Origin of the sequence: Micromonospora sp. NPDC047548 (genome assembly GCF_040642975.1) — a bacterium.
Taxonomy (GTDB): Bacteria; Actinomycetota; Actinomycetes; order Mycobacteriales; family Micromonosporaceae; genus Micromonospora.
Genome location: NZ_JBEYTI010000026.1, coordinates 1 through 21014 on the forward strand (window position 1 = coordinate 1; position 21014 = coordinate 21014).

General features: G+C 72.4%; 19 protein-coding genes, 2 pseudogenes and 1 riboswitch. Of the genes and pseudogenes, 5 read left to right on the plus strand and 16 right to left on the minus strand.

What is annotated here, in order from left to right:
- Window positions 1-148 (plus strand): annotated as a pseudogene (locus ABZ807_RS23055) (IS30 family transposase); the annotation flags it as partial.
- A gap of 520 nt (window positions 149-668) precedes the next feature.
- On the opposite strand, the gene ABZ807_RS23060 reads toward ABZ807_RS23055, so the two are convergent.
- On the minus strand, window positions 669-1337 hold the full coding sequence (locus tag ABZ807_RS23060; RefSeq protein ID WP_357161527.1) for a recombinase family protein: 669 nt from the start codon (window positions 1335-1337) through the stop codon (window positions 669-671).
- 432 nt (window positions 1338-1769) lie between these two features.
- Here ABZ807_RS23060 and ABZ807_RS23065 point away from each other — a divergent pair.
- Both ABZ807_RS23065 and ABZ807_RS23070 read left to right on the plus strand, forming a co-directional pair.
- Window positions 1770-3398 (plus strand): annotated as a pseudogene (locus ABZ807_RS23065) (SNF2-related protein); the annotation flags it as partial.
- Between the two features lie 64 nt (window positions 3399-3462).
- Window positions 3463-4443, plus strand: coding sequence for a helicase-related protein (locus ABZ807_RS23070; RefSeq protein WP_357161530.1), 981 nt, complete (start codon window positions 3463-3465; stop codon window positions 4441-4443).
- 109 nt (window positions 4444-4552) lie between these two features.
- Here the strand turns inward: ABZ807_RS23070 and ABZ807_RS23075 are convergent, their stop codons facing one another.
- Complete coding sequence (locus tag ABZ807_RS23075) at window positions 4553-5749, minus strand: chorismate-binding protein (RefSeq protein ID WP_357161533.1); 1197 nt, start codon at window positions 5747-5749, stop codon at window positions 4553-4555.
- A 124-nt stretch (window positions 5750-5873) separates the two neighbouring features.
- On the opposite strand from ABZ807_RS23075, the gene ABZ807_RS23080 reads away from it, so the two are divergent.
- Window positions 5874-6074, plus strand: coding sequence for a DUF5999 family protein (locus tag ABZ807_RS23080; protein WP_088962150.1), 201 nt, complete (start codon window positions 5874-5876; stop codon window positions 6072-6074).
- Between the two features lie 126 nt (window positions 6075-6200).
- Here the strand turns inward: ABZ807_RS23080 and gcvP are convergent, their stop codons facing one another.
- Together gcvP and ABZ807_RS23090 are read right to left on the minus strand one after the other, a co-directional pair.
- Complete coding sequence (gene gcvP / locus ABZ807_RS23085; protein ID WP_357161537.1) at window positions 6201-9023, minus strand: aminomethyl-transferring glycine dehydrogenase; 2823 nt, start codon at window positions 9021-9023, stop codon at window positions 6201-6203.
- A gap of 73 nt (window positions 9024-9096) precedes the next feature.
- Window positions 9097-9194, minus strand: a riboswitch (glycine riboswitch).
- Between the two features lie 142 nt (window positions 9195-9336).
- Window positions 9337-10236 carry an NAD-dependent protein deacetylase gene (locus ABZ807_RS23090; RefSeq protein WP_357161540.1) on the minus strand — a complete coding sequence of 300 codons (900 nt, stop codon included), beginning with the start codon at window positions 10234-10236 and terminating at the stop codon, window positions 9337-9339.
- 104 nt (window positions 10237-10340) lie between these two features.
- On the opposite strand from ABZ807_RS23090, the gene ABZ807_RS23095 reads away from it, so the two are divergent.
- Window positions 10341-11000, plus strand: coding sequence for an NAD(P)H-binding protein (locus ABZ807_RS23095; protein WP_357161543.1), 660 nt, complete (start codon window positions 10341-10343; stop codon window positions 10998-11000).
- Between the two features lie 146 nt (window positions 11001-11146).
- Here the strand turns inward: ABZ807_RS23095 and ABZ807_RS23100 are convergent, their stop codons facing one another.
- From ABZ807_RS23100 to ABZ807_RS23155, 12 genes are all read right to left on the minus strand, one after another.
- Window positions 11147-11800: a hypothetical protein gene (locus ABZ807_RS23100; RefSeq protein ID WP_357161546.1), complete on the minus strand. Its 654-nt coding sequence runs from the start codon at window positions 11798-11800 to the stop codon at window positions 11147-11149.
- A complete protein-coding gene (locus tag ABZ807_RS23105) occupies window positions 11797-13023 on the minus strand; it encodes a globin domain-containing protein (RefSeq protein ID WP_357161549.1) in 1227 nt (408 codons plus the stop codon). Before ABZ807_RS23105 ends, ABZ807_RS23100 begins: the two co-directional genes overlap by 4 nt.
- A 5-nt stretch (window positions 13024-13028) precedes the next feature.
- On the minus strand, window positions 13029-14201 hold the full coding sequence (locus ABZ807_RS23110) for a nitric oxide synthase oxygenase (protein WP_357161552.1): 1173 nt from the start codon (window positions 14199-14201) through the stop codon (window positions 13029-13031).
- Between the two features lie 451 nt (window positions 14202-14652).
- Window positions 14653-15246 carry a MerR family transcriptional regulator gene (locus tag ABZ807_RS23115; RefSeq protein ID WP_357161555.1) on the minus strand — a complete coding sequence of 198 codons (594 nt, stop codon included), beginning with the start codon at window positions 15244-15246 and terminating at the stop codon, window positions 14653-14655.
- 202 nt (window positions 15247-15448) lie between these two features.
- Entirely contained in the window at window positions 15449-15913 is a 465-nt protein-coding gene (locus ABZ807_RS23120; RefSeq protein WP_210778061.1) for a bifunctional nuclease family protein, read from the minus strand.
- A 179-nt stretch (window positions 15914-16092) separates the two neighbouring features.
- On the minus strand, window positions 16093-16791 hold the full coding sequence (locus ABZ807_RS23125) for a MerR family transcriptional regulator (RefSeq protein WP_357161754.1): 699 nt from the start codon (window positions 16789-16791) through the stop codon (window positions 16093-16095).
- 50 nt (window positions 16792-16841) lie between these two features.
- A complete protein-coding gene (locus tag ABZ807_RS23130) occupies window positions 16842-17294 on the minus strand; it encodes an FHA domain-containing protein (RefSeq protein WP_088962138.1) in 453 nt (150 codons plus the stop codon).
- A gap of 215 nt (window positions 17295-17509) precedes the next feature.
- Window positions 17510-17890 (minus strand): glycine cleavage system protein GcvH, encoded by a 381-nt coding sequence (gcvH, locus tag ABZ807_RS23135; protein WP_357161558.1) that lies wholly within the window; start codon window positions 17888-17890, stop codon window positions 17510-17512.
- A gap of 56 nt (window positions 17891-17946) precedes the next feature.
- Window positions 17947-18900, minus strand: coding sequence for a DUF881 domain-containing protein (locus ABZ807_RS23140; protein WP_357161561.1), 954 nt, complete (start codon window positions 18898-18900; stop codon window positions 17947-17949).
- A 9-nt stretch (window positions 18901-18909) separates the two neighbouring features.
- Window positions 18910-19242 carry a small basic family protein gene (locus ABZ807_RS23145; protein WP_067311500.1) on the minus strand — a complete coding sequence of 111 codons (333 nt, stop codon included), beginning with the start codon at window positions 19240-19242 and terminating at the stop codon, window positions 18910-18912.
- The gene (locus ABZ807_RS23150; protein WP_357161564.1) at window positions 19239-20189 is read right to left on the minus strand and encodes a DUF881 domain-containing protein; all 951 of its coding nucleotides are present in this window, start codon (window positions 20187-20189) and stop codon (window positions 19239-19241) included. The genes ABZ807_RS23145 and ABZ807_RS23150 overlap by 4 nt, the downstream gene beginning before the upstream one ends.
- Window positions 20186-20824 carry a CDP-alcohol phosphatidyltransferase family protein gene (locus ABZ807_RS23155; RefSeq protein ID WP_357161567.1) on the minus strand — a complete coding sequence of 213 codons (639 nt, stop codon included), beginning with the start codon at window positions 20822-20824 and terminating at the stop codon, window positions 20186-20188. The genes ABZ807_RS23150 and ABZ807_RS23155 overlap by 4 nt, the downstream gene beginning before the upstream one ends.
- Window positions 20825-21014 lie beyond the last annotated feature (190 nt).

Here is a 21014-nt window from a genome sequence, read left to right on the forward strand (position 1 = left end):
GACTGACCTTTCCGGCTACACGCAGAAGCAATTAGATGAGATTGCTGATATGCTCAACGGGCGGCCGAGACAAACGCTTGGATGGGAAACCCCGGTGGAACGTCTGAATTCATTCCTGATAGCCGCGGGTGATGCACTCACCGCTTGAAATCGCCCCCGGTTGGGGATCTCGGGGTAGCTGCAGGTGACGTGCGAGTAGTACCAGCCGGCGACCGTGGCACCGGGGGCGTCACACTTCTGCGCCCAGGCGGTGTTCCACCACTGCGTGTAGCAGTTGTTGACGACGCCCGACGTGCCGCCGGCGAAAGCGCTGGGCGCGGCGACGGCCAGCGCCCCAGCCGCCAGGAGCGACACGGTCGCGATCTTTGCGATCCCCGTTGGGGACCACGCCGAAGCACCAACAGAAAAGAGTGATCGTTTCACTCGGCTCTCCCTTGTTCGGTATTCACGTTGGTGGCTGTCGGCCGACCTGTGGGACGCTACTCACGCCACTACCATGCGTCAATAACTATTCACTTCACGTGAACGCCCTCGCGAGGCCTGGACCTACAGGCCCCCAGGTGGCGAGCAGGCGTAGCTCGGCGTCAATCGCCCAGCTCCACGGATTGCTATCGGCTCGTCATGCAGTGTGTCGCTCGGGGCTCCATCCACTTCTTGTGCGGCGCACGTCACGTTGCCCCTTGCAGGGCTCGGTAGAGCGTGGATCGGCCGATGCCGAGGTGCTTGGCGATCGCGGTAACCGACTCTCCACGTTGTTGTCGCGCGCGAGCGACAGCCAGGACGTCATCGCCACAGGCGATGGGACGCCCACCTCGACGACCGGCCGCGGCTGCGGCTCGCAGGCCGTCCAGGGTGCGCTCGCGGATGAGCTCGCGTTCCATTTCGGCGGCCAGGGCGGCGACGGCGAAAAGCAGCCGGTCAGCGAGGGTCGCTCCACCGGGGCGGTGCACGCCGACGCAGATGCCCGCCAGGATCTCCAGGGTGATGTCGCGGGCGTGGAGTTCGTCTTCGAGGAAGACCAGGAGCTCTTTCATCGAGCGGGCCACCCGGTCGGGCCGGTGGATGACCAGTGTGTCGCCGGGCTGAAGCGTGTCGAGCGCCGCGCGCAGCTTGGGCCGGTCGCCGCGGGTGCTCGCGGTCTCGATCACGATCTCGCGGCAGCGTGCGGCGTTCAGATCGTCCAGTTGCGAGTCGTGTTCTTGCTCGCGGGTGCTGACGCGGGCATAGCCGAGGCGAATGCGGTTGTGCGGCGGCGCGGGGGTGCCCGCTGGGCGGGCGGGACCAGACGTCATGACGCTGATCGTCTCGTAAACGTCCCGAAACATCGGCGGCGACATGCCTGTTTCGGGACGACTTTCGGGACTCGACGTCCTGGGTGAACACGGTCCGGCGATCTCGCCCGCCAATCGTCCCGCAAAGGAGCGTTTCCGGGACCCCCGGATCCGGCTCGCCGGACCGGTCGTGCAGCCGCACGCAGCCAGCCATCCCTGCCCAACGCTTAGCGCCGGATTCCCGGCCGTTGGTCCTCACGGGCCGACACCCTGGCCCGCGACGACACGGCCGCCGGAGCGTGGGCGGCGACCACCACGACGGCGGTGCCGGCGCTGCGGCGCTGGGCCGCGCGGGTGACCGCCGACGCCGGGGTCCGGTTGTCGCTGCGCCTGGAACCGGTGGGCGACCCGGACGGGCCGTGGCGTGCGGTGGTGCAGCTGCACCGGCGCACCGACCCGGGGCTGCTCACCGACGCCGCCGCGCTGTGGGCGGGGCCGGTGCCCGGTTTCCCGACCGCTGCCCGCGACGCCGCGCTACTGGCCCTGCGCGACGCGGCCCGGCACTGGCCTGCGCTGGGCGGCCTGCTCGACCGGCCGGTCCCCGACGCGCTGCCGCTGACCGACGACGACCTGGCCGACCTGCTGGGCGGCGCCGCCCAGCGGCTCGCCGACGCCGGGGTGGACGTGCACTGGCCGGCCGGGGTCAGCCGCAACCTGACCGCCTCGGTGCGGCTGCGCATCCCCCGCGCCGGCGGCCCCACCAGCCGGCTCGGTGACCTCGGCGAGCTGGCCCTGGACTGGCGGCTGGCCCTGCACGGCGAACCGCTCACCCCGCCCGAGCTGCGGGCGCTGGCCGAGGCCCGCCGCCCGGTGGTGCGGCTGCGGCAGCACTGGGTGCTGGTCGACCCGGAGTCGGCCCGCCGCGCCCGGCGACCGGCGCTCGCGCCGCTGCCGCCGGTCGCGGCGCTGCGGGCCGCGCTCACCGGGTCGGTCACCGTCGACGGCACCGACGTCCCAGCCACCGCCGAGGGCTGGCTGGAGGAGGTACGCCGCTGGCTCACCACCGAGCCCGCCGCCGTGTCCGTTCCGGCCGCCCTGACCGCCACCCTGCGCGACTACCAGCGCCACGGGCTGCGCTGGCTGGCCGGCCTGACCGCCCTCGGCCTGGGCGGCTGCCTCGCCGACGACATGGGGCTGGGCAAGACGGTCACGGTGATCGCCCTGCACCTGCACCGGCAGGCCGACCCGGCCACCGCCGGCCCCACCCTGGTGGTCTGCCCCGCCTCGCTGCTGGGCAACTGGGAACGGGAGATCGCGCGGTTCGCCCCCGGCACCCCGGTACGCCGCCACCACGGCCCCGGCCGCACCCTCGACGGCGTCGACGGCGGTGTCGTGCTGACCACGTACGCGACGCTGCGGCTGGACGTCGACGAGCTGGCCGAGCGGCGCTGGCCGCTGCTCGTCGCCGACGAGGCCCAGCACGTCAAGAACCCCGCCTCCGGCGCGGCCCGGGCACTGCGGGCGGTCCCCGCTGCCGCCCGGGTCGCGCTGACCGGCACCCCGGTGGAGAACAGCCTCACCGACCTGTGGGCGGTGCTGGACTGGACCACCCCCGGACTGCTGGGCACCCTGGCGCAGTTCCGGTCCCGTTGGGTACGCCCCGTCGACACCGACCGGGACCGGGCGGCCGATCTGGCCCGCCTGGTCCGGCCGTTCCTGCTGCGCCGGCGCAAGAGCGACCCGGGCGTCGCCCCCGAGCTGCCCGTCAAGACCGAAACCGACCAGCCGGTCGCGTTGACCGCCGAACAGGCCGCCCTCTACCAGGCGACCGTGGCGGAACTGCTCGACGTGATCGCCGCGACCGACGGGTTCGCCCGTCGCGGCCTGGTGGTCAAGCTGCTCACCGCGCTCAAGCAGATCTGCAACCACCCCGCGCAGTACCTGCGGGAGACAGCGCCGGTCCTGGCCGGCTGTTCCGGCAAGCTGGACCTGCTCGACGAGCTGCTCGACGGCATCCTGCCCGCCGGCGGCGCGGTGCTGGTCTTCACCCAGTACGTGGCAATGGCCCGGCTGCTGCGCCGGCACCTGGACGACCGGGGCGTACCGGCGTTGCTGCTGCACGGCGGGCTGCCGGTGGCGCGTCGGGAGGAGCTGGTGCGCCGGTTCACCGACGGGCGGGCGCTGGTGTTCCATGCTGTCGCTGCGGGCGGCCGGCACCGGCCTGAACCTGACCCGCGCCGACCACGTGGTCCACTTCGACCGGTGGTGGAACCCGGCCGTGGAGGACCAGGCCGTGGAGGACCAGGCCACCGACCGGGCGTACCGGATCGGGCAGATCCGGCCGGTGCAGGTGCACCGGCTCATCGCCGAGGGCACCGTCGAGGATCGGATCGCGGCGCTGCTGGCCGGCAAGCGGGACCTGGCCGAGGCGGTGCTCGACGCCGGGCCCCGCAGCCCTGGCCGCCCTCGGCGACGCCGAGCTGGCCGACCTGGTCACCCTGCGAGGGCTGGCGTGACCGCCCGCGGGTTCCCCGCGTTCCCGGCCGGGCCGGCCCGGCGTACCCGGTCGGGCTGGGCCACCGGGTGGGCGGCGGCGCTGGCGGAGTCGGCGCTGGACCCGGAACCGGTGCGCCGGGGCCGACGCCTGGCCGCGCGGGGGCACGTCGGACCGATCACGATCAGCCCCGGCCGGATCGCTGCGAGCGTGCACGACGGCGACCCGGACCGGGCGCACCGCACCGTGGTCCGCGTCGAGACGCTGCCGGACGCCGACTGGGACCGGCTCGCCGTCGCCGTCGCCGACCGCTCCGGGCGCCTGGCCGCCCTGCTGGCGGGGCAGCTGCCCGCCGAGCTCGCCGAGTCCGCCGGGGTGCGCCTGCCGCCCACCGGCGGGCAGCTGCTGCCGGAGTGCGACTGCCCGGACTGGGACCACCCATGCCGGCACGCGGCCGCGCTGTGCCACCAGGTGTCGTGGCTGTTGGAGGGCGAACCGCTCCTGCTGCTGTTGATCCGTGGCCGCGATGCGGGGGACCTGCTCGCCGACGGGCGCCCGTCCACCCGGGTGGGGGTCACCGCCGTCGACCGGCAGCGGCCCGGGGGGCGACCCGGCCGCGTGTGGGCCGCCGCGACGCTGATGGCGTCAACGGATCACCGGCCCGGCCGCCGGGCCTGAGTCGTCTGCGTCATCAGCTCCACAGCGCGCGGACCAGCCCGCGCACCGGGGCGGGGCCCGGTGCGGACGGCAGGCTCCGCGCCGCCCCGGCAGACGCCCAGACGGCCGGTCAGCCGGCGGCGAGCAGGGCGCGCAGCGGGGCGGCCTTGGCCGCCGCCTCGGCGACCTCGGCGTCCGGGTCGCTGTCCCAGGTGATGCCCCCACCGGCCCAGACGTGCAGCCGGTCGGCGTCGGCGGCGACGGTACGGATGGTCAGGCCCAGGTCGATCCGGCCCGGGCCGACCCAGCCGAGCGCCCCCATGCCGGCCCCACGCCCGACGGGTTCCAGAGCGGCGATGTGCGCGAGCGCGGCGAGCTTCGGCGCGCCGGTAACCGACCCGCCGGGGCAGGTCGCGCGCAGCAGGTCGGCCAGGCCCAGCCCGTCGGCCACCGCCGCGGAGACCGTCGACTCGGCCTGCCACAGGTCGCACCAGCGGCGCACCGCGAACAGTTCGTCCACCCGCACCGACCCGGTCCGCGCCACCCGGGCCAGGTCGTTGCGTTCCAGGTCGACGATCATCACGTGTTCGGCGCGTTCCTTGGCCGAGGCGAGCAGTTCGCGCCGTCCGGCGGCGGTGGCCGGGCGGGTGCCCTTGATCGGCCGGGTGATCACCCGGCCGCCGGTCACCTCGACCAGGGTCTCCGGGGAGGCGCAGCCGATCGCCCAGCCGGCGCCGTGCAGGGTGCCCCCGTAGCGGGCGCCGGGCAGCGCGCCGAGGCGGGACAGGGCCGGCCGCGGGTCGCCGAGGTAGCGGGCGGCGGCGTGCCCGACGACGTTGACCTGGTACACGTCGCCGCGGCCGATGGCCGCGCGGACCGCCGTGACGGCGTCGGCGTGCTGCCGTGCGGTCCAGCTCTCCCGCCAGTCCCCCAGCCACCAGCGCGCCCCGCGCGCCGGGCCGGCGGGCGGGGTGGGGAACGGTTCGTGACCGTAGACGACCACGGCCAGCTCCGGCAGGGCCGGTGCCGGGGTGGCCGCGCCCGGCGGGGCGCCGACCATTTGGGCCCCGGCGGCGGCGGAGACGTAGAGGGCGGCGCCGCAGACACCGGTCGGCCGATGGGTGGCGGGCCGGGCCAGCTCGGTCAGGTCGAGCCCGTGTCCGGCCAGGAACTCCTCGGCCAGCGCGGCCGGGTCGCCGCCGTCGGCCGGGCGCCACTCGTACCGGTCGCGCTCGGCGAGCACGCTGCGGCAGGACGGCGGCACACCCGGTACGTCGATCAGTGGTCGTGGGAGCGCTTCCACGCCGGTTGGCCCATTCTTCCTCATCCGTTCAGTGGATTTCGGGTGAACATGACGGATGCCTGCTCGATTCCGCGCGCTTGAGCTTGGTACTGTGCGTCACTGGTCATGTGAACCATGACACAGTGCCCCCACAGTCCGGAGAAACCTGATGTGCCAGCACCAACCCACCTGCCCCTCCGCCGAGGCGACCGACCGCGAAGCCGCCCGCGTCATCGCCTGCTTCCGTGAGCAGGGCTGGAGCCTGCTCTGCAACGGTGTCATCGTCTTCGAGGACACCGGCGAACTGCTCCCCGACGGCAGCACCATCGCCCCGCACCGCGGTCCCGCCCGCCACGCTCTCGTCGCCTGAGTCAATCACGCTCCGTAACAAGAGCTGGTCAACCGGCACCAGGCTAGTCCCCCGGCCAGGGACCGCCCTCCCCAGGTGCGCCCACCGGCCGGGGCGGCACGACGCCGCCCCGGCGCAGCGTACGGGTCACTCCTCGAAGGCCTCCGGCGACGGGCAGGAACAGACCAGGTTCCGGTCCCCGTACGCCCCGTCGATCCGCCGCACCGGCGGCCAGTACTTGCCCGCCCGGTCCACCCCGGCCGGGTACGCCCCCACCGACCGCGGGTACGGGTGCGGCCACGAGTCCCCGGCGACCATCGCCGCGGTGTGCGGGGCGTTGGCGAGAGGGTTGTCCCCCGCCGGCCACTCCCCGACACCCACCTTGTCGATCTCCGCGCGGATGGCGATCATCGCGTCGCAGAACCGATCCAGCTCGGCCAGGTCCTCGCTCTCCGTCGGCTCCACCATCAGCGTCCCGGCCACCGGGAACGACATCGTCGGCGCGTGGAAGCCGTAGTCGATGAGCCGCTTGGCCACGTCGTCCACACTCACCCCGGTCGCCTTCGTCACCGGCCGCAGGTCCAGGATGCACTCGTGCGCCACCAGGCCCTTGTTGCCGACGTACAGCACCGGGAAGTGGTGGCGCAGCCGCGCCGCCACGTAGTTCGCCGCCAGCACCGCCACCCCGGTCGCCCGGGTCAGCCCCGCCGCGCCCATCATCCGCAGGTACGCCCACGGAATCGGCAGGATCCCCGCCGAGCCGTACCGCGCCGCCGAGATCGCCGGCCGGCCGTCGGTGTGCGCGCCCAGCGGGTCGCCCGGCAGGAACGGCGCCAGGTGAGCGCGCACCGCCACCGGACCCACCCCCGGGCCGCCACCACCGTGCGGGATGCAGAACGTCTTGTGCAGGTTCAGGTGCGACACGTCCGCCCCGAACCGCCCCGGCTTGGCGAACCCGACCAGGGCGTTGAGGTTGGCCCCGTCCACGTACACCTGACCGCCGGCGTCGTGCACCTTCGCGCACAGCGACGCGATGCCCGTCTCGTACACCCCGTGCGTCGACGGGTACGTCACCATGATCGCCGCGAGGGCGTCCCGGTGCTTGTCGATCTTCGCGTCGAGGTCGACCAGGTCGACGTTGCCGTCGGCGTCGCAGCCGACCACCACCACCCGCATGCCGGCCATCACCGCGCTGGCCGCGTTCGTGCCGTGCGCCGACGACGGGATCAGGCACACGTCCCGGTGCCCCTCACCGCGGTCCCGGTGGTACGCCCGGATGGCCAGCAGCCCCGCCAGCTCACCCTGCGACCCCGCGTTGGGCTGCACGCTGACCGCGTCGTAGCCGGTCACCTCCGCCAGCCACGACTCCAGCTGGCCGATCATGTCCCGGTACCCGACGGTCTGCTCCGCCGGCGCAAACGGGTGCACGTGCGCGAACTCCGGCCAGGTGATCGCCTCCATCTCGGTGGTGGCGTTCAGCTTCATCGTGCACGACCCCAGCGGGATCATGCCCCGGTCCAGGGCGTAGTCGAAGTCCGACAGCCGCCGCAGGTAGCGCAGCATCGCCGTCTCCGAGTGGTGGGTGCGGAACACCGGGTGGGTGAGGAAGTCCGACGTACGCGCCAGCCCCGGCGGTAGCGCCCCGGCCCCGTCACCGTCGACCCCGTCGACGCCGAACGCCGCCCACACCGCCGCCAGGTGCTCGAAGGTGGTCGTCTCGTCGCAGGAGATCCCCACCCGGTCGGCGTCGACCAGCCGCAGGTTCACCCGCCGCTCGGCCGCCGCCGCCACCACCTGCGCCGCCCGGCCCGGCACCGTCGCGGTCACCGTGTCGAAGAACGCAACGTCCGCGACCGGCACCCCACCGGCGCGCAACCCCGCCGCGAGCCGCGCCGCCATGTGATGGGTACGCCCGGCGATCGCCCGCAGCCCGTCCGGACCGTGGTACACGGCGTACATGCCGGCCATCACCGCCAGCAGCACCTGCGCGGTGCAGATGTTGCTGGTCGCCTTCTCCCGCCGGATGTGCTGCTCGCGGGTCTGCAACGCCAGCCGGTACGCCGGGTCGCCGTCGGCGTCCCGGGACACCCCGACCAGCCGGCCCGGCAGCATCCGCTCCAGGCCCGACCGGACGGCAAGGTAGCCGGCGTGCGGCCCGCCGAAGCCCATCGGCACCCCGAACCGTTGGGTGGTGCCGGCGGCGATGTCGACGCCGATCTCCCCCGGCGGGCGCAGCAGGGTCAGCGCCAGCAGGTCCGCCGCGACGGTCACCAGCGCCCCCACCGCGTGCGCCGCCGCCACCAGAGCGGCGTGGTCGCGGACCGCCCCGGACGCCCCCGGGTACTGCAGGTGCAGGCCGAAGAACTCGCCCGGCAGCTCGTCACGCTCGACGTCGAGCACCCGCACCTCGATCCCCAGCGGCTCGGCCCGGCTGGCGATCACCGCGATCGTCTGCGGCAGGGTGTCCGCGTCGACGACGTACACCGGGCTCTTGGTCTTCGACGCGCGGCGGGCCAGGGTCATCGCCTCGGCCGCAGCGGTGCCCTCGTCGAGCATCGAGGCGTTCGCGGTGGCCAGCCCGGTCAGGTCGGTGACCATGGTCTGGAAGTTCAGCAGCGCCTCCAGCCGGCCCTGGCTGATCTCCGGCTGATACGGCGTGTACGCCGTATACCAGGCCGGGTCCTCCAGCACGTTGCGGCGGATCACCGCCGGGGTGTGCGTGCCGTGGTAGCCCAGGCCGATCATCGACACGGCGACGGTGTTACGGGCGGCCAGGGCCCGCAGCTCGGCGATCGCCTCCCGCTCGCTGGCCGGCTCCGGCAGGTCCAGGGTGCCGTGCCACCGGATCACCTCGGGGATCGCCGCGTCCATCAACTCGTCGATCGAGCCGTAGCCGACGGCCTCCAACATCCGCCGCTCGTCACCCGGGTCGGGGCCGATGTGCCGGTCGGCGAACTTCTCTACACTCATGCGCTGCGCTCCTGCGGGGCGAGGTCGACAGGTCGGCCTCCCCCTGAGTCGCACCCGAAGGCGCTCCACAGTGCCTGCCCCCGCGGTCCTTTTGCCTGAGAGGTTCCGGGGAGGATATGCCCCTTCGGCGCCGCCCGGGTGCTGCTGGGCGGTCTCTCCCGCGTGGGTGGTACCGGCATGGTCAACGCTACCAGCGTCGCCGTTTCCGGCAGCTGTCGTACCCCCCGGAGGCAGCATCGTCGGCAGCTGGGAGGTGTCACCGTCCCGGAGGACCCGGGTCCGTTCGTCGTCACCCGCCCTAACGCCGCGCAGGTCAGCGCGGTGCCGGTGCGACCGCCGCCGGCACCGCGCCGCCCGGCCCGGCCGCCGGCACCACGGCCGACGGCGCGTCGATGACCCGGGCGGCCAGCGCGGGCAGCAGCCGCCCCAGCGGCACGTCGACGGTCAACGCCGCATACCCGTCCCCCCGGGTCGGGCCCTGGTTCGCGATCCCCACCGGGATGCCCAGCTTCGCCGCCCGCAGCACGAACCGCCGCCCCGACATCACCGTCAACGACGAGCCGAGCACCAGCAGCAGCCGCGCGGCGCCCACCATCGCGAAACAGCGCGACACCCGCTGCGCCGGCACCGTCTCGCCGAAGAACACCACGTCCGGTTTCAGCATCCCCGTGCCGCAGAACGTGCAGTCGACGGTGCGGAACCCGGCCACCTGCTCGTCGGCGAGCTCCACGTCACCGTCCGGGTTGACCGCCCCGACCGCCGCGTCGAACCCCGGGTTCGTCTCCCGCAACCGCCGGTCCAACTCCTCCCGGGAGGTGCGATTGCCGCAGTCCAGGCACACCACCTCGGCCAGGCGCCCGTGCAGCTCCACCACCCCCACGCTGCCCGCCACCGTGTGCAGGCCGTCGACGTTCTGGGTGATCACCCCGTCGACCAGCCCGGCGTCCTGCAACCGGGCCACCGCCCGGTGCCCGTCGTTCGGCGCCGCCCGGGCGATCATCCGCCACCCCAGGTGGCTGCGCGCCCAGTACCGGCGGCGCGCCATCGGGTCCCGGATGAACGTCTGATAGGTCATCGGGCTGTGCCGGCGGGCCGCGCCGCTCGGCCCCCGATAATCCGGGATGCCCGACTCGGTGGACAGCCCCGCCCCGCTCAGCACCACGACACCACCACCGGCGACCAGGCCGGCCAACGCGTCGATCGTCTCGGTCACCCGTCCATGCTGCCTCAACGCCATCCCCGGCGGCGACCGGCACGCGGTGACCCTCGTCGCCAACGCCGCCCACCGGACAGCCCGCGCCCACTAGGTTGACGGATATGCGCGTCGTCATCGCCGGAGGCCACGGCAAGATCGCCCAATTGCTGGAACGGGAACTCGCCGGCCGCGGCGACACCGCCGTCGGCCTGATCCGCAACCCCGACCACGCCGCCGCCCTGCGCGCCGCCGGCGCCCACCCCGTCCTGGTGGATCTGGAACACGCCGGCGTCGACGAGATCGCCGGCCACCTCACCGGCGCCGACGCCGTGGTATTCGCTGCCGGCGCCGGCCCCGGCAGCGGCGCCACCCGCAAGGACACCGTCGACCGGGCCGCCGCCGTGCTGCTCGCCGACGCCGCCCAGGCCGCCGACGTCCGTCGCTACCTGCTCGTCTCCTCGATGGGTGTGGAGGACCCGCCGGCCGCCGGCACCGACGAGGTGTGGGCGGCGTACCTGCGCGCCAAGAAGGCCGCCGAGGACGACCTGACCCGCCGCGACCTGAACTGGACCGTGCTGCGACCCGGCCGGCTCACCGACGACGAACCCACCGGCCGCATCCACCTCGACCGGCGCGCACCGCGCGGCTCGGTCACCCGCACCGACGTCGCCCGGGTCCTCGTCGCGCTGCTCTACCACCCGGGCACCGCCGGCCGCGTCCTCGAACTCGTCGACGGACAGGCCCCGATCTCCGACGCCGTCGCCGCCGTGGACACCCGCTGACCCGCGGTCCGGAGGGACCTGCTGGCCTGATCCCGCCGGCGCGGTTCAGGCCGGGCCGGTGACCGCCCGGCGGGAAGTCCCTCACAGTCACAGGCGGGGCCTGCGGCCACCTGGCCGCAGGCCGCCCCGTCGTCCGGGCGCTGGGCCTAGCCGCCGAGCACGGCCCGCAGCTGCGCGCTCGTCCCGCCCGCCGCCGCCGCGTCCGCCCGCAACTGCTCCGACTGCGCCGACAGGTGCGCCTGCCACCGGTCCAACTGCTGCTGCGCGGTCGCCACCGCCGCCAGCGCCGCGGCGTGCCGCCCCTCCAGCTCCTCCAGCCTGCGCTGCACCTCCGGCGACGGCCCGCCCGCCGGCAGGGCCGGACCCAACGTGCTCAGGTCACCGGCGCGCCGGTGCGCCTCGGCGAGGATCTCGTCGGCCTGCCGGCGCGCGTCGGCGATGATCTCCGCCCCCTCGGCGCTGGCCTCACCGATCGTGCGGTTCGCCTCGTCCTGCGCCCGCATCGCCAACTCCACCACCATCGGATCCGGGCCCTGCGGGGCGGTGCTCGGCAGCGTCCCGTGCCGCAGCATCTCCACCTGGCTGAGCAGCCCGTGGTTCTCCCGCCGTTGCCGCTCCAACTCGTTGCCCAGCAACGCGATCCGGTCATCCGCGGTGCGGATCACCACGGTGACCTCGTCGGCGGACAACCAGTGGCTGCCCCGGAAGCGGCGCGCCTCCAGCATGGACAGCTGGCGACCCAGCTCCCCCTGCTCGGGCAGGGCGGACATGGCGAGACGGTCGGAGTGGTCGATGCTCATCGGGCACCTGTCCAGCTGAAGTCGCGCGGGGCAGCGGCGCCGGCGGCGAGGGGCGGATAGAGGGAGTGATCGTAACTCTCGGTCAGGATCTGCTCGGGCTGCACACCCGACCTCGCCAGAATCGTGATCGTGTCCCGGGTCATCTCCGGGCTCCCACAGACCAGCACCTCCGTGTCAGCCCACGGACCCAACCGCACCGCCGTGTCGGCAGCCTTGCCGATCGCCCCCTGCCAGCTCCACCCGATCTCCACCGTCGGCACGTACCGCAACCAGCCCGAGCCGCCGTCCTGCCACGCCCCCGCCGGGGGCACCGACGCCAACTGCGCCAACGCCTTGTCGTCGTACAGGTCGTCCGGGGTGCGACCCCCTACCACCAACGTCGTACGCCGGCCGGAGCCCTGCTGCAACGCCTCCACCACCGCCCGCAGCGGCGCCAGACCGGTGCCCCCGGCGATCAGCAGCAGCGGCAGGTGCGGCGACCTGTCGTACGACGACAACGCCGTACCCGTCGGATGCCCCAGCAGCAGCCGGTCCCCCGTGCGCAGCTTACGCACCAGATGGGTGGAAAACCGCCCCGCCGCCCGCACGTGGAACTCGATCGTCCCGTCCGCCCGCGGCGCGTTCGCCGGCGACAGGTACCGCCACGTCCGCAACTGCGGTACCTGCACCGGCAGCGACTGCCCCGGCAGGTAGTTGCACAGGTAGTTCGGGCGCACCGTGAACACCGCGATGTCCGAGCGGCACCGCTCCACGCCCAGCACCTCCGCCTCCCAGTACGGCGGCGATGTCCGCTCCGCCTCCGCCGCCCCGGTAAGCATCAGCTTCGCCACCAGCTCGTACGCCGCCGCCCACTCCGCCTTCAACGCCGGCGTCCACAACGGCCCGAGGAACCGCTCCAGCGTCGCCAGCAGCGCCTGCCCCACCCAGATGTAGTGCCGCTCCCCCAGGATCACCGGGTTGCCCCGCTGGTCCTGGCCGTGGAACCGCCGGTGGTCGGCGCCCAACCGCTGCGCGAACGCCGTCAACGCGCCCGTGTGGTCCAGGTTGGTGATGATGTGCCCCAACGCCTGGAGGAGCTTGTCCTCCTGGTACTGCATGTTCGTCGGGAACATCGACCGCGCCTCCGGCGCCACCACGAACAGCGTCGCGTAGAAGTACTTCGCCGCCTCCTCGCCGGCGGCCGAGACCTGCGTCCAACTCTGGCGCAACGCCACCTTGTCCATGTCCGTCAGCCCTCCTGCGCGCAGGCCGTGTCCTGAAGCTCCCGCAGCGTCGTCTTCACCACGCCACTCGGGTCGTACACCCGCTCCGTCGGCCAGATGTTCGAGTTCGGCACCCGGGTGTCGTAGTAGCGGTGGTGCACCGCGTGCAACGCCGCCCACCCGACACTGCCGTTGAGCCACGACCAGTCACCATGCACCGGCCGCCCCGCCCGCTCCTCCTGCGCGCAGAACTTCATGAACAGCTCCGACTCGGTGTGCGGATCCGACACCCGCACTCCCGCCAGCTTGAACGAGTGCAGCACCGCCTGATTGATCACCAGCACCGCGTGCTCCCGCCACAGGGTGTCCTCCCGGCTGGTGTCCAACCCCAACCCCGCCGCCACCACCCGCAGCTGGTCGTACCGCTCCCGGTCGCCCATGTTCCGGGTACCGATCTCGTCACCCAGGTAGTGGCCGTTGAACGGGGCGCAGCTGTAGTCCACCCCACCGATACGCAACCGCATGTTGCTGATCACCGGCAAAGCGTGCCAACGCAACATCAGATCCGCGAACCACGGATGCTCCGGATGCGACAACGCCACCTCCCGGACCAGCTCCCGCGGCACGTCCACGACCATCGGCTCCTCCCGCGCCGTCTCGATCACCCACGGCAGCAGGTCGAACCGCCCCGGCACCGGCGGCGGCCGCCACCCCAACCGCCTCGCCGCCTCCGTCATCCCCACCTGCGCCGGGTCGCCCAGCACCGAGCCGTCGTCGCGCCGGTGCCCGCAGTAGCGAATCAACTGGTCGTTCCAGATCCGCGCCCGCGGCCCCACCCCCGGCCGGTCCGGCGCGAACACCGTGACCACCGACTGGATCCGCCCACCGTTGTCCCCGGCCGCCAGATGCGCCGACAACTCCTGCGCGATCCCCGCCGTCGTCGTCACGTGCCGCCGGTCGCGGACCCTCAACCCCGCCCACCGGATCCGCCCCACACAGCGCGCCGAGTGCCGCCACGCCACCTTCGCCCCGTACGCCAGCTCGTCGCGGGTGTGCCGGTACGACCCCGTCAACGCGATCTCCTCGCGGACCTCCGCCAACCGCGCCGCCAGCCCCGGCAGCCGTCGCTCACCGTGGTGCAGCTCCAGGAACTCCGCCGCCTCCGCGGCCACGTCCTCCACGGCGACGCTCGCGGTCATCGGCTCGCGTCCGGCCGGAACACCCGTCACCGGGCAGGTGGCCCCGGCATGATCGGCGACAGCACTGCCGGCCCGTACGGATTGGAGGCCGACATGGTGGTCAATGTGCACTTCGGCTCGTTTTCCCATCCTCTGGCAAGGTTCCGGCGCGACCTTCGCGCCGTCCCCCGCACATCAGCTCAGGCGCCACCCCACCGATCGTCACTCACAGTAACGAAACGGTGTCCGTGGTGATCACCCTGGACAGGATTCCTGGGAACACCCCAACTGTCAACAAGACGACTCAGGCCAGCAATGTGCACAACGGACACGTGCCGCCGCACGCCCTTACCTGACAACGCAGGCAGCCACCACGCACCGGACGATCAGGATCGATACCCTGACCCGGCTTTCGCTCAGCAGGAAACGCCGCGTACCGCGACCGGCCGCGGCACCACCCACCGGAACCGACTCAGCCCGCCCGACGACGCGCCCGACGTGCCGCCAACTCGTCGCCCACCACATCCGACACCGGCTCCGCGGACTCCCCGCCACCCGGCGTCGCCGGCTCCGCCGGCAGATGCGACAACGACCCCTGGATCTCCTTGAACGCCCCACCGATCGCGATGCCGAACACGCCCTGGCCGCCCTGCAACAGGTCGACCACCTCCTCGGGCGACCGGCACTCGTACACCGTCGTCCCGTCCGAGATCAGCGTGATCCTTGCCAGGTCCGCCACCCCACGCGACCGCAACGCCTCGATCGCCTTACGGATGTTCTGCAGCGACACCCCGGCGTCCAACAACCGCTTCACGACCTTCAACACCACCAGGTCGCGGAACGAGTACAACCGCTGCGTCCCCGACCCCGAGGCGTCCCGCACGCTCGGCACCACCAGCGCCGTCCGCGCCCAGTAGTCCAACTGCCGATAGCTGATCCCCACCGCGTGGCAGGCTGTCACACCCCGGTAACCCACCGAACCGTCACCGTCAGTACCCACCAGCGACGACGCCACAACCGGCTCGCCCCGCTCCACAGCTGGCTCAGGATCCCGCGGCTCGTGCATCCCGACAACCTCCCCGTCAGTGCGGTGACACGTCCTTTCCGGGACGTGCACCCCTCGACACGGCAACCCTATCGCCGCGTCCAGGGGTTACCAGGAAGGAACGGTCGCGACACGCCGCGCAGCGACAACAGCACACCACCGCACACACTCGGGCCGTCACGGAGCGTGACGGCCCGACAAGAAGATGGCCGGGGCTCGACCCTCAGCCGGCGAAATCCTCCGGACGCACCTGCTCCAGGAACTCGCGGAACTTCTCCACCTCGTCCTCCTGCTCGTCGGGGATCACGATCCCCGCCTCGCTGAGGACCTGCTCGGCACAACGAATCGGAGCACCCACCCGCAACGCCAACGCGATCGAATCGCTCGGCCGGGCCGACACCCGCACGCCGTCCCCGATCAGCAGATCGGCGTAGAAGACGTTCTCCTTCAACTCGATGATCTCCACCGCCCGCAACGGCGCCTTCAACGCCGCCAACACGTCCCGCAACAGATCATGCGTCAACGGCCGGGCCGGCTTGACCCCCTGCTGCTCGTAGGCGATCGCCGTCGCTTCCACCGCGCCGATCCAGATCGGCAGATAGCGGTCCCCCTCGACCTCCCTGAGCAGGACGATCGGCTGGTTGCTGGGCAGCTCCACCCGAACTCCGACCACGCTCAGCTCGCGCACCGCCGCCTCCGTGTCGTCGTCACCTACGCACCGCGCCCTTCCCTGCACGGTACACGGACCGCGACACGGTCGTCCCATGCGCACCAGCACCACGCCCCGCGCCAGAAAGGGGTTACCCCGGCAAGCCTACGACACGCTTCCCGGGGCAGATCTTTCCGCACAACACCTCGACGACCGGCTCACCGACCCAACGTCGAACGCAACCCCACCCGCACCAATGCCGCATGCAGCTGCTGCGACAACGCCATCAACTCCCGCGCCGTCTCCGCCGCCCGCGCCCGCGCCGCCGGATCACTCTGCCGCGCCAACGGCGCCACCAACTGCGCGAACAGACCGACCTCACGATCCGCCGCCGACCGGTACGCCCGCAGGTGCCGCGGCTCCAACCCGTACGCCGCCAGACCCGCCACCGCCCGCGCGATGATCAACGCATCCGCGTCGTACCAACCCGGCGGATCCGACACCAGGACACCCAGTCGCTCCAACTCGCCCAACGTCGACTCGTCGACACCGCTGCGCGCCACCAGGTCAACCCGCCCGAGCCGCACCTGCGACGACTCGGGCTCCTCCACCGCACGGCCCGGCACCTCACCACCGGGACCCACCGCCACCAACGTCGGCCGCTGCCGACCCGGCCCGTCACCACCGGCGTCCCACTCGGCCAACTGGTCACGGATCACCCGCAACGGCAGATACTGATCCCGTTGCGTGGTCAACACGAACCGCAGCCGGGCCACATCGTCCCAGCTGTACTTCCGGTAACCCGCCGCCGTCCGCTGCGGCTCCACCAGACCCTCGGCCTCGAGGAACCGCAACTTCGAAATGGTGACGTCCGGGAACTCCACCCGCAACTGCCCCAGCACCTCGCCGATGCTCATCAGCGGATGCGCACGGGACACCCCGGGCGGCGTGGAAGCCGCAGGCTCGTTCACCCCCGGCCGGCCTCCTCCTCCGGGCGCGGACCGGCGATGAACACCACCCGGAACTTACCGATCTGCACCTCGTCACCATTGCTCAACGTGGCCGCCTCGACCCGCTCCCGATTCACGTACGTGCCGTTCAGGCTGCCCACGTCCCGCACCGTGAACGTGCCACCGTCCCGGTGGAACTCCGCGTGCCGCCGCGACACCGTCACGTCGTCGAGGAAGATGTCACTGTCCGGGTGCCGCCCACTCGTGGTCACGTCATGATCCAGCAGGAACCGGGCACCCGCGTTCGGGCCACGACGAACCACCAGCAGCGCCATTCCCGGCGGCAACGAGCCGGACATGCGGCTCGGCACCACATCGGTGTCCGGCCCCTCCAGCACTTCGTCCAACGAACCGAGATTGAGCGTCGAAGTGACGTCGAGCGGGGGGAACTCGTCGCCTGGGCGCGTCATGGGACCACCTCACGGATCTGTTCGGTCAGCGTCGGGGTAATGGCGGGTCTGGCCGCCGGGCAGTCGCACACCCGGCGGCTGGCTCCCCGTGCCCGGGAAGGCAATTACACAACGCTCAACTATTGGGTTCTCGGTCGACTGGGCGAGCCTAGCCAGCGCCGAAATGCAGGGCAACCGGACGCGCGGAGAACATTACGCGCCCGGCCAGGCAACACTCAGCTCTCAGTGAGCTCGCGGTACGCACCAGCGGTCAGCAACCCGTCCAACACCGACGGATCATCCGGCGTGATCTCCAACAGCCAACCCGCACCGTACGGGTCCGTGTTGATCACCTCGGGCGCGTCACCCAGCGACTCGTTCCGCGCCGCCACCGTCCCGCTCACCGGGGCGTAGATCTCCGACACGCTCTTGGTCGACTCGATCTCACCCAACGGCTCACCGGCCGCGACCACCGCGCCCTCGTCGGGCAACTGGACGAACACGATGTCACCCAACGCGTCCTGCGCGAAGTGGGTGATGCCGACCCGGAGCGTGCCGCCGTCGGCGCCGACCACCCACTCGTGCTCGGCGGTGTAACGCAGATCCTCAGGAATCACCAGACGCGTCCTTTATCCATCGGTGCACCGGAGGCGATCCGGTGCGGCCGCGCCGGTCAGGAGACCGGACGGGCGTGTTCCAGCTTCATCGGTGCGTGCAGCGCCGAAACCTCGGCAACCTCACGCTCATCGTCCGTCACGTTACCGCCGTCACCCGCGACCGATGCGGCCACCCCACCGGGAATCTTCAACGCGGTGCGCATCGTCGCCGGATCACCGATCACCGTGATCGTGAACGGACCCGACAACGACCGCCCGTCCACCACCAACGACCCGCCCTGCCCGTCCAGGAAGTACGTCGACGCGATGATCCGCACCGGCGACCCGGCGCTGCCGGAGATCTGCATCGCCTCCGCGCCCGCGCCCCGCAACTCCTGCACCGCGTCCAGGATCCGGTCCGCCCGAATCGGCTTGCCCACCCCGGGCTCGAACCGCACTTCCAGCCCCGGACCCCGCGCCGGCAACGTCCCCGCCAGGATCCCCAGCTCGTCCGCCCGCCGCCGCGCCTCGTCCAGCGCCGCCTGCCGGCCCTGCTCACCCGAGCGCAGCTGCCGCTGGCTCTCCTCCAACGCCTCGATGTCCTGCTGCAGGCGCTTCTCCCGAGAATCCAGATCCGAGAAGATCCGGACCAGGTCCTCCTGCCGGGTCGCCGCCAGCGTCGGATCCGTCGACGTCGTCTTGAACTGCACCACCAGGGTGAACCCGAGCAACGCCAACAACACCGCGATCATGACGCCCGCCGAACTCCACCGCCGACCGGCCGGCACCGCCTTGACCGGCTCCGGATCGGCCTCGGCCCGCGGGGTCGCGGCCGACTCCTCCGGCGGGGACGCCGGCGGCTCCTGCCGCTCCTGCCGCTCCGGCGCCTCCGGCGGCGGCACCAGCGGACTCAACTCGTCCGGATCCGGCGCGTCCGGCCGAGGATCCGGCTCACCCGCCGGCCCCGACGGACGGCCCGGATCCGCCGGCTCCGGCCATCCCGTCCCGGTGTCCCGCTGCTCGTCGCTCATCGCCACAAACTACGCCCGGAACAGGTGGCGCCTAATCGCCGCCACGTTGCCGAAGATCCGCACCCCCAGCACGACCACCACACCGGTGGAGAGCTGACCACCAACCCCCAGCTGGTCACCCAGGTACACAATCAGACCCGCCACCAGCACGTTCGAGATGAACGACACCACGAACTGCTTGTCGTCGAAGATCCGGTCCAGCTTCGCCCGCACTCCACCGAACACCGCGTCGAGCGCGGCCACCACCGCGATCGGCAGATACGGCTGCAACGCGGCGGGCACGGTCGGGTCCAGGTAGATCCCGAGAACCACACCGGCGAGCAGCGCCAGCACCGCGATCATCGGACACCTCCGGAGGGGCGGGGAGACGTACCCGAACCGGACGGCCCGGGACTGGACTTACGGTCGGTGGCCGACCCCGACGGTGACGGGCTCGGACTGACCGAAGGCTCCGCGTAGCGTAGCCGCGGCTCCGGCGCGGCCGGCAGGGTGAGGTCCTCCGCGTCCCGCACCTGGAAGGACAGGCCGGTGTCCTTCGCCACCCGCCGCATCAGGTAGGCCGCTCGACTTTCGTCGAACTTGTCCCGCATCGAGCCCGGCCCGATCGCCGTCACCTCGTACGGGCTCGTCACCGGCCGGAAGTCCACCAGGATCGCCGCACCCGCCGAACGGATCGTCGACGTCGCCGTCAGCCGCTGACCGTTGATCGCCACCGCCTCCGCCCCCGAGGCCCACAGGTCGTTGGCCACCTTCTGCAGGTCGGTGTAGATCACCCGCGACGGACCCGCGTCCGAGTCACCGGACACCGCGTCGCCGTCCTTCGGATGCGCGTCGGTCAGGCGCACCACCACCCCGTCGCCCCGCACCCGGCCCAGACCGGTCCCCGCCTCCAGGTTGCGCAACCGGGCCGCCTGCGAACCGCTCAGCGCGGCGTCGCGCTGCCGGCCCACCTCCTCGCGCAGCCGGTCCGCCCGGACGGTCATCTGGTCGGTCTCGCTCTCCCGCTGCTTGATCTGCGCGATCAGGCCGGCCCGGGCCTGATCGCGGCTCGGCTCCTCCGCCACCGTCTCCCGGTAGGCCACCGCGAACAGGAACCCGACCACCGCGATCACCACGATGCTGACCGCCCGCCCGGACGTACCCCGCCACCGCGGCGGGGCCGGCGACTCCCGGCGCCGGGCCGCCGCATCGGCGTAACCCGGGTCCAGCGGATTGCGGAACAGCTCGGTGAGGAAATCCGGCGCGTATCCCCGGGCGCTGCGCCCACCGGAGTCCGGCGGCGCGCTCATGCCGGGGCTCCCCCGGAACGGGCCCGCACGGAACGGACCAGCCGCGCCGCCTGCACCACGTACATCGCGCCGGCCACCCAGTAGAGCACCAGCCCCCACCAGGCGAGCCCCCAGCCGATCGCCCCGGCGGCGGTGGCCACCGCCGCCGAGGCGGCCCCCAGCAGCAGAATCGGGAAGGCCGCGAGCAGCAGGAAGGTGGCCGTCTTGCCCACGTAGTGCACCGGCGGTGGGCCGTACCCGTGCCGGCGCAACACCGCCAGCGAGCCGAGCAGCAGCAGCTCCCGGGCCAGCAGCGCGGCGGTGAACTGCCATGGCACCACCTCGCGCGCCGTGAACGCGAGCAGGGTGGCGAGGATGTAGAGCCGGTCGGCGAACGGGTCGAGCAGCTCGCCGAGGCGGCTGACCTGGCGGAGTCGCCGGGCGATCCAGCCGTCCACCCAGTCGCTGGTGCCGCCGACGGCCAGCACCACGATGGCCGCCACATCCGCCTCCGCCACCAGGAACAGGTAGAGGAACAGCGGTACGCCGAGCAGTCGGACGAAGCTGATCAGGTTCGGCAGGGTCAGCACCCGATCACTGACGGCGATGCCGCCCGTGCCCTGCGAATGCTCTGACCGAGCGGGCCGACGCGACACCGAACCTCCCTCCGCAGCACGAACCGGACGCCGCCTCGGCGGGACGTGCGCGCTGACGGGCCGACCAACGCCGGCGCCTCGGCGGCCCCGGCTGGGACCTCCCCTGCTGCCGTCCTTGACGTGGTGATCGTGGGCCGGCGAGTTGCCACTATATCGGGCTCATGAATCGGTTCCCGAGGGTCGCGCTCGG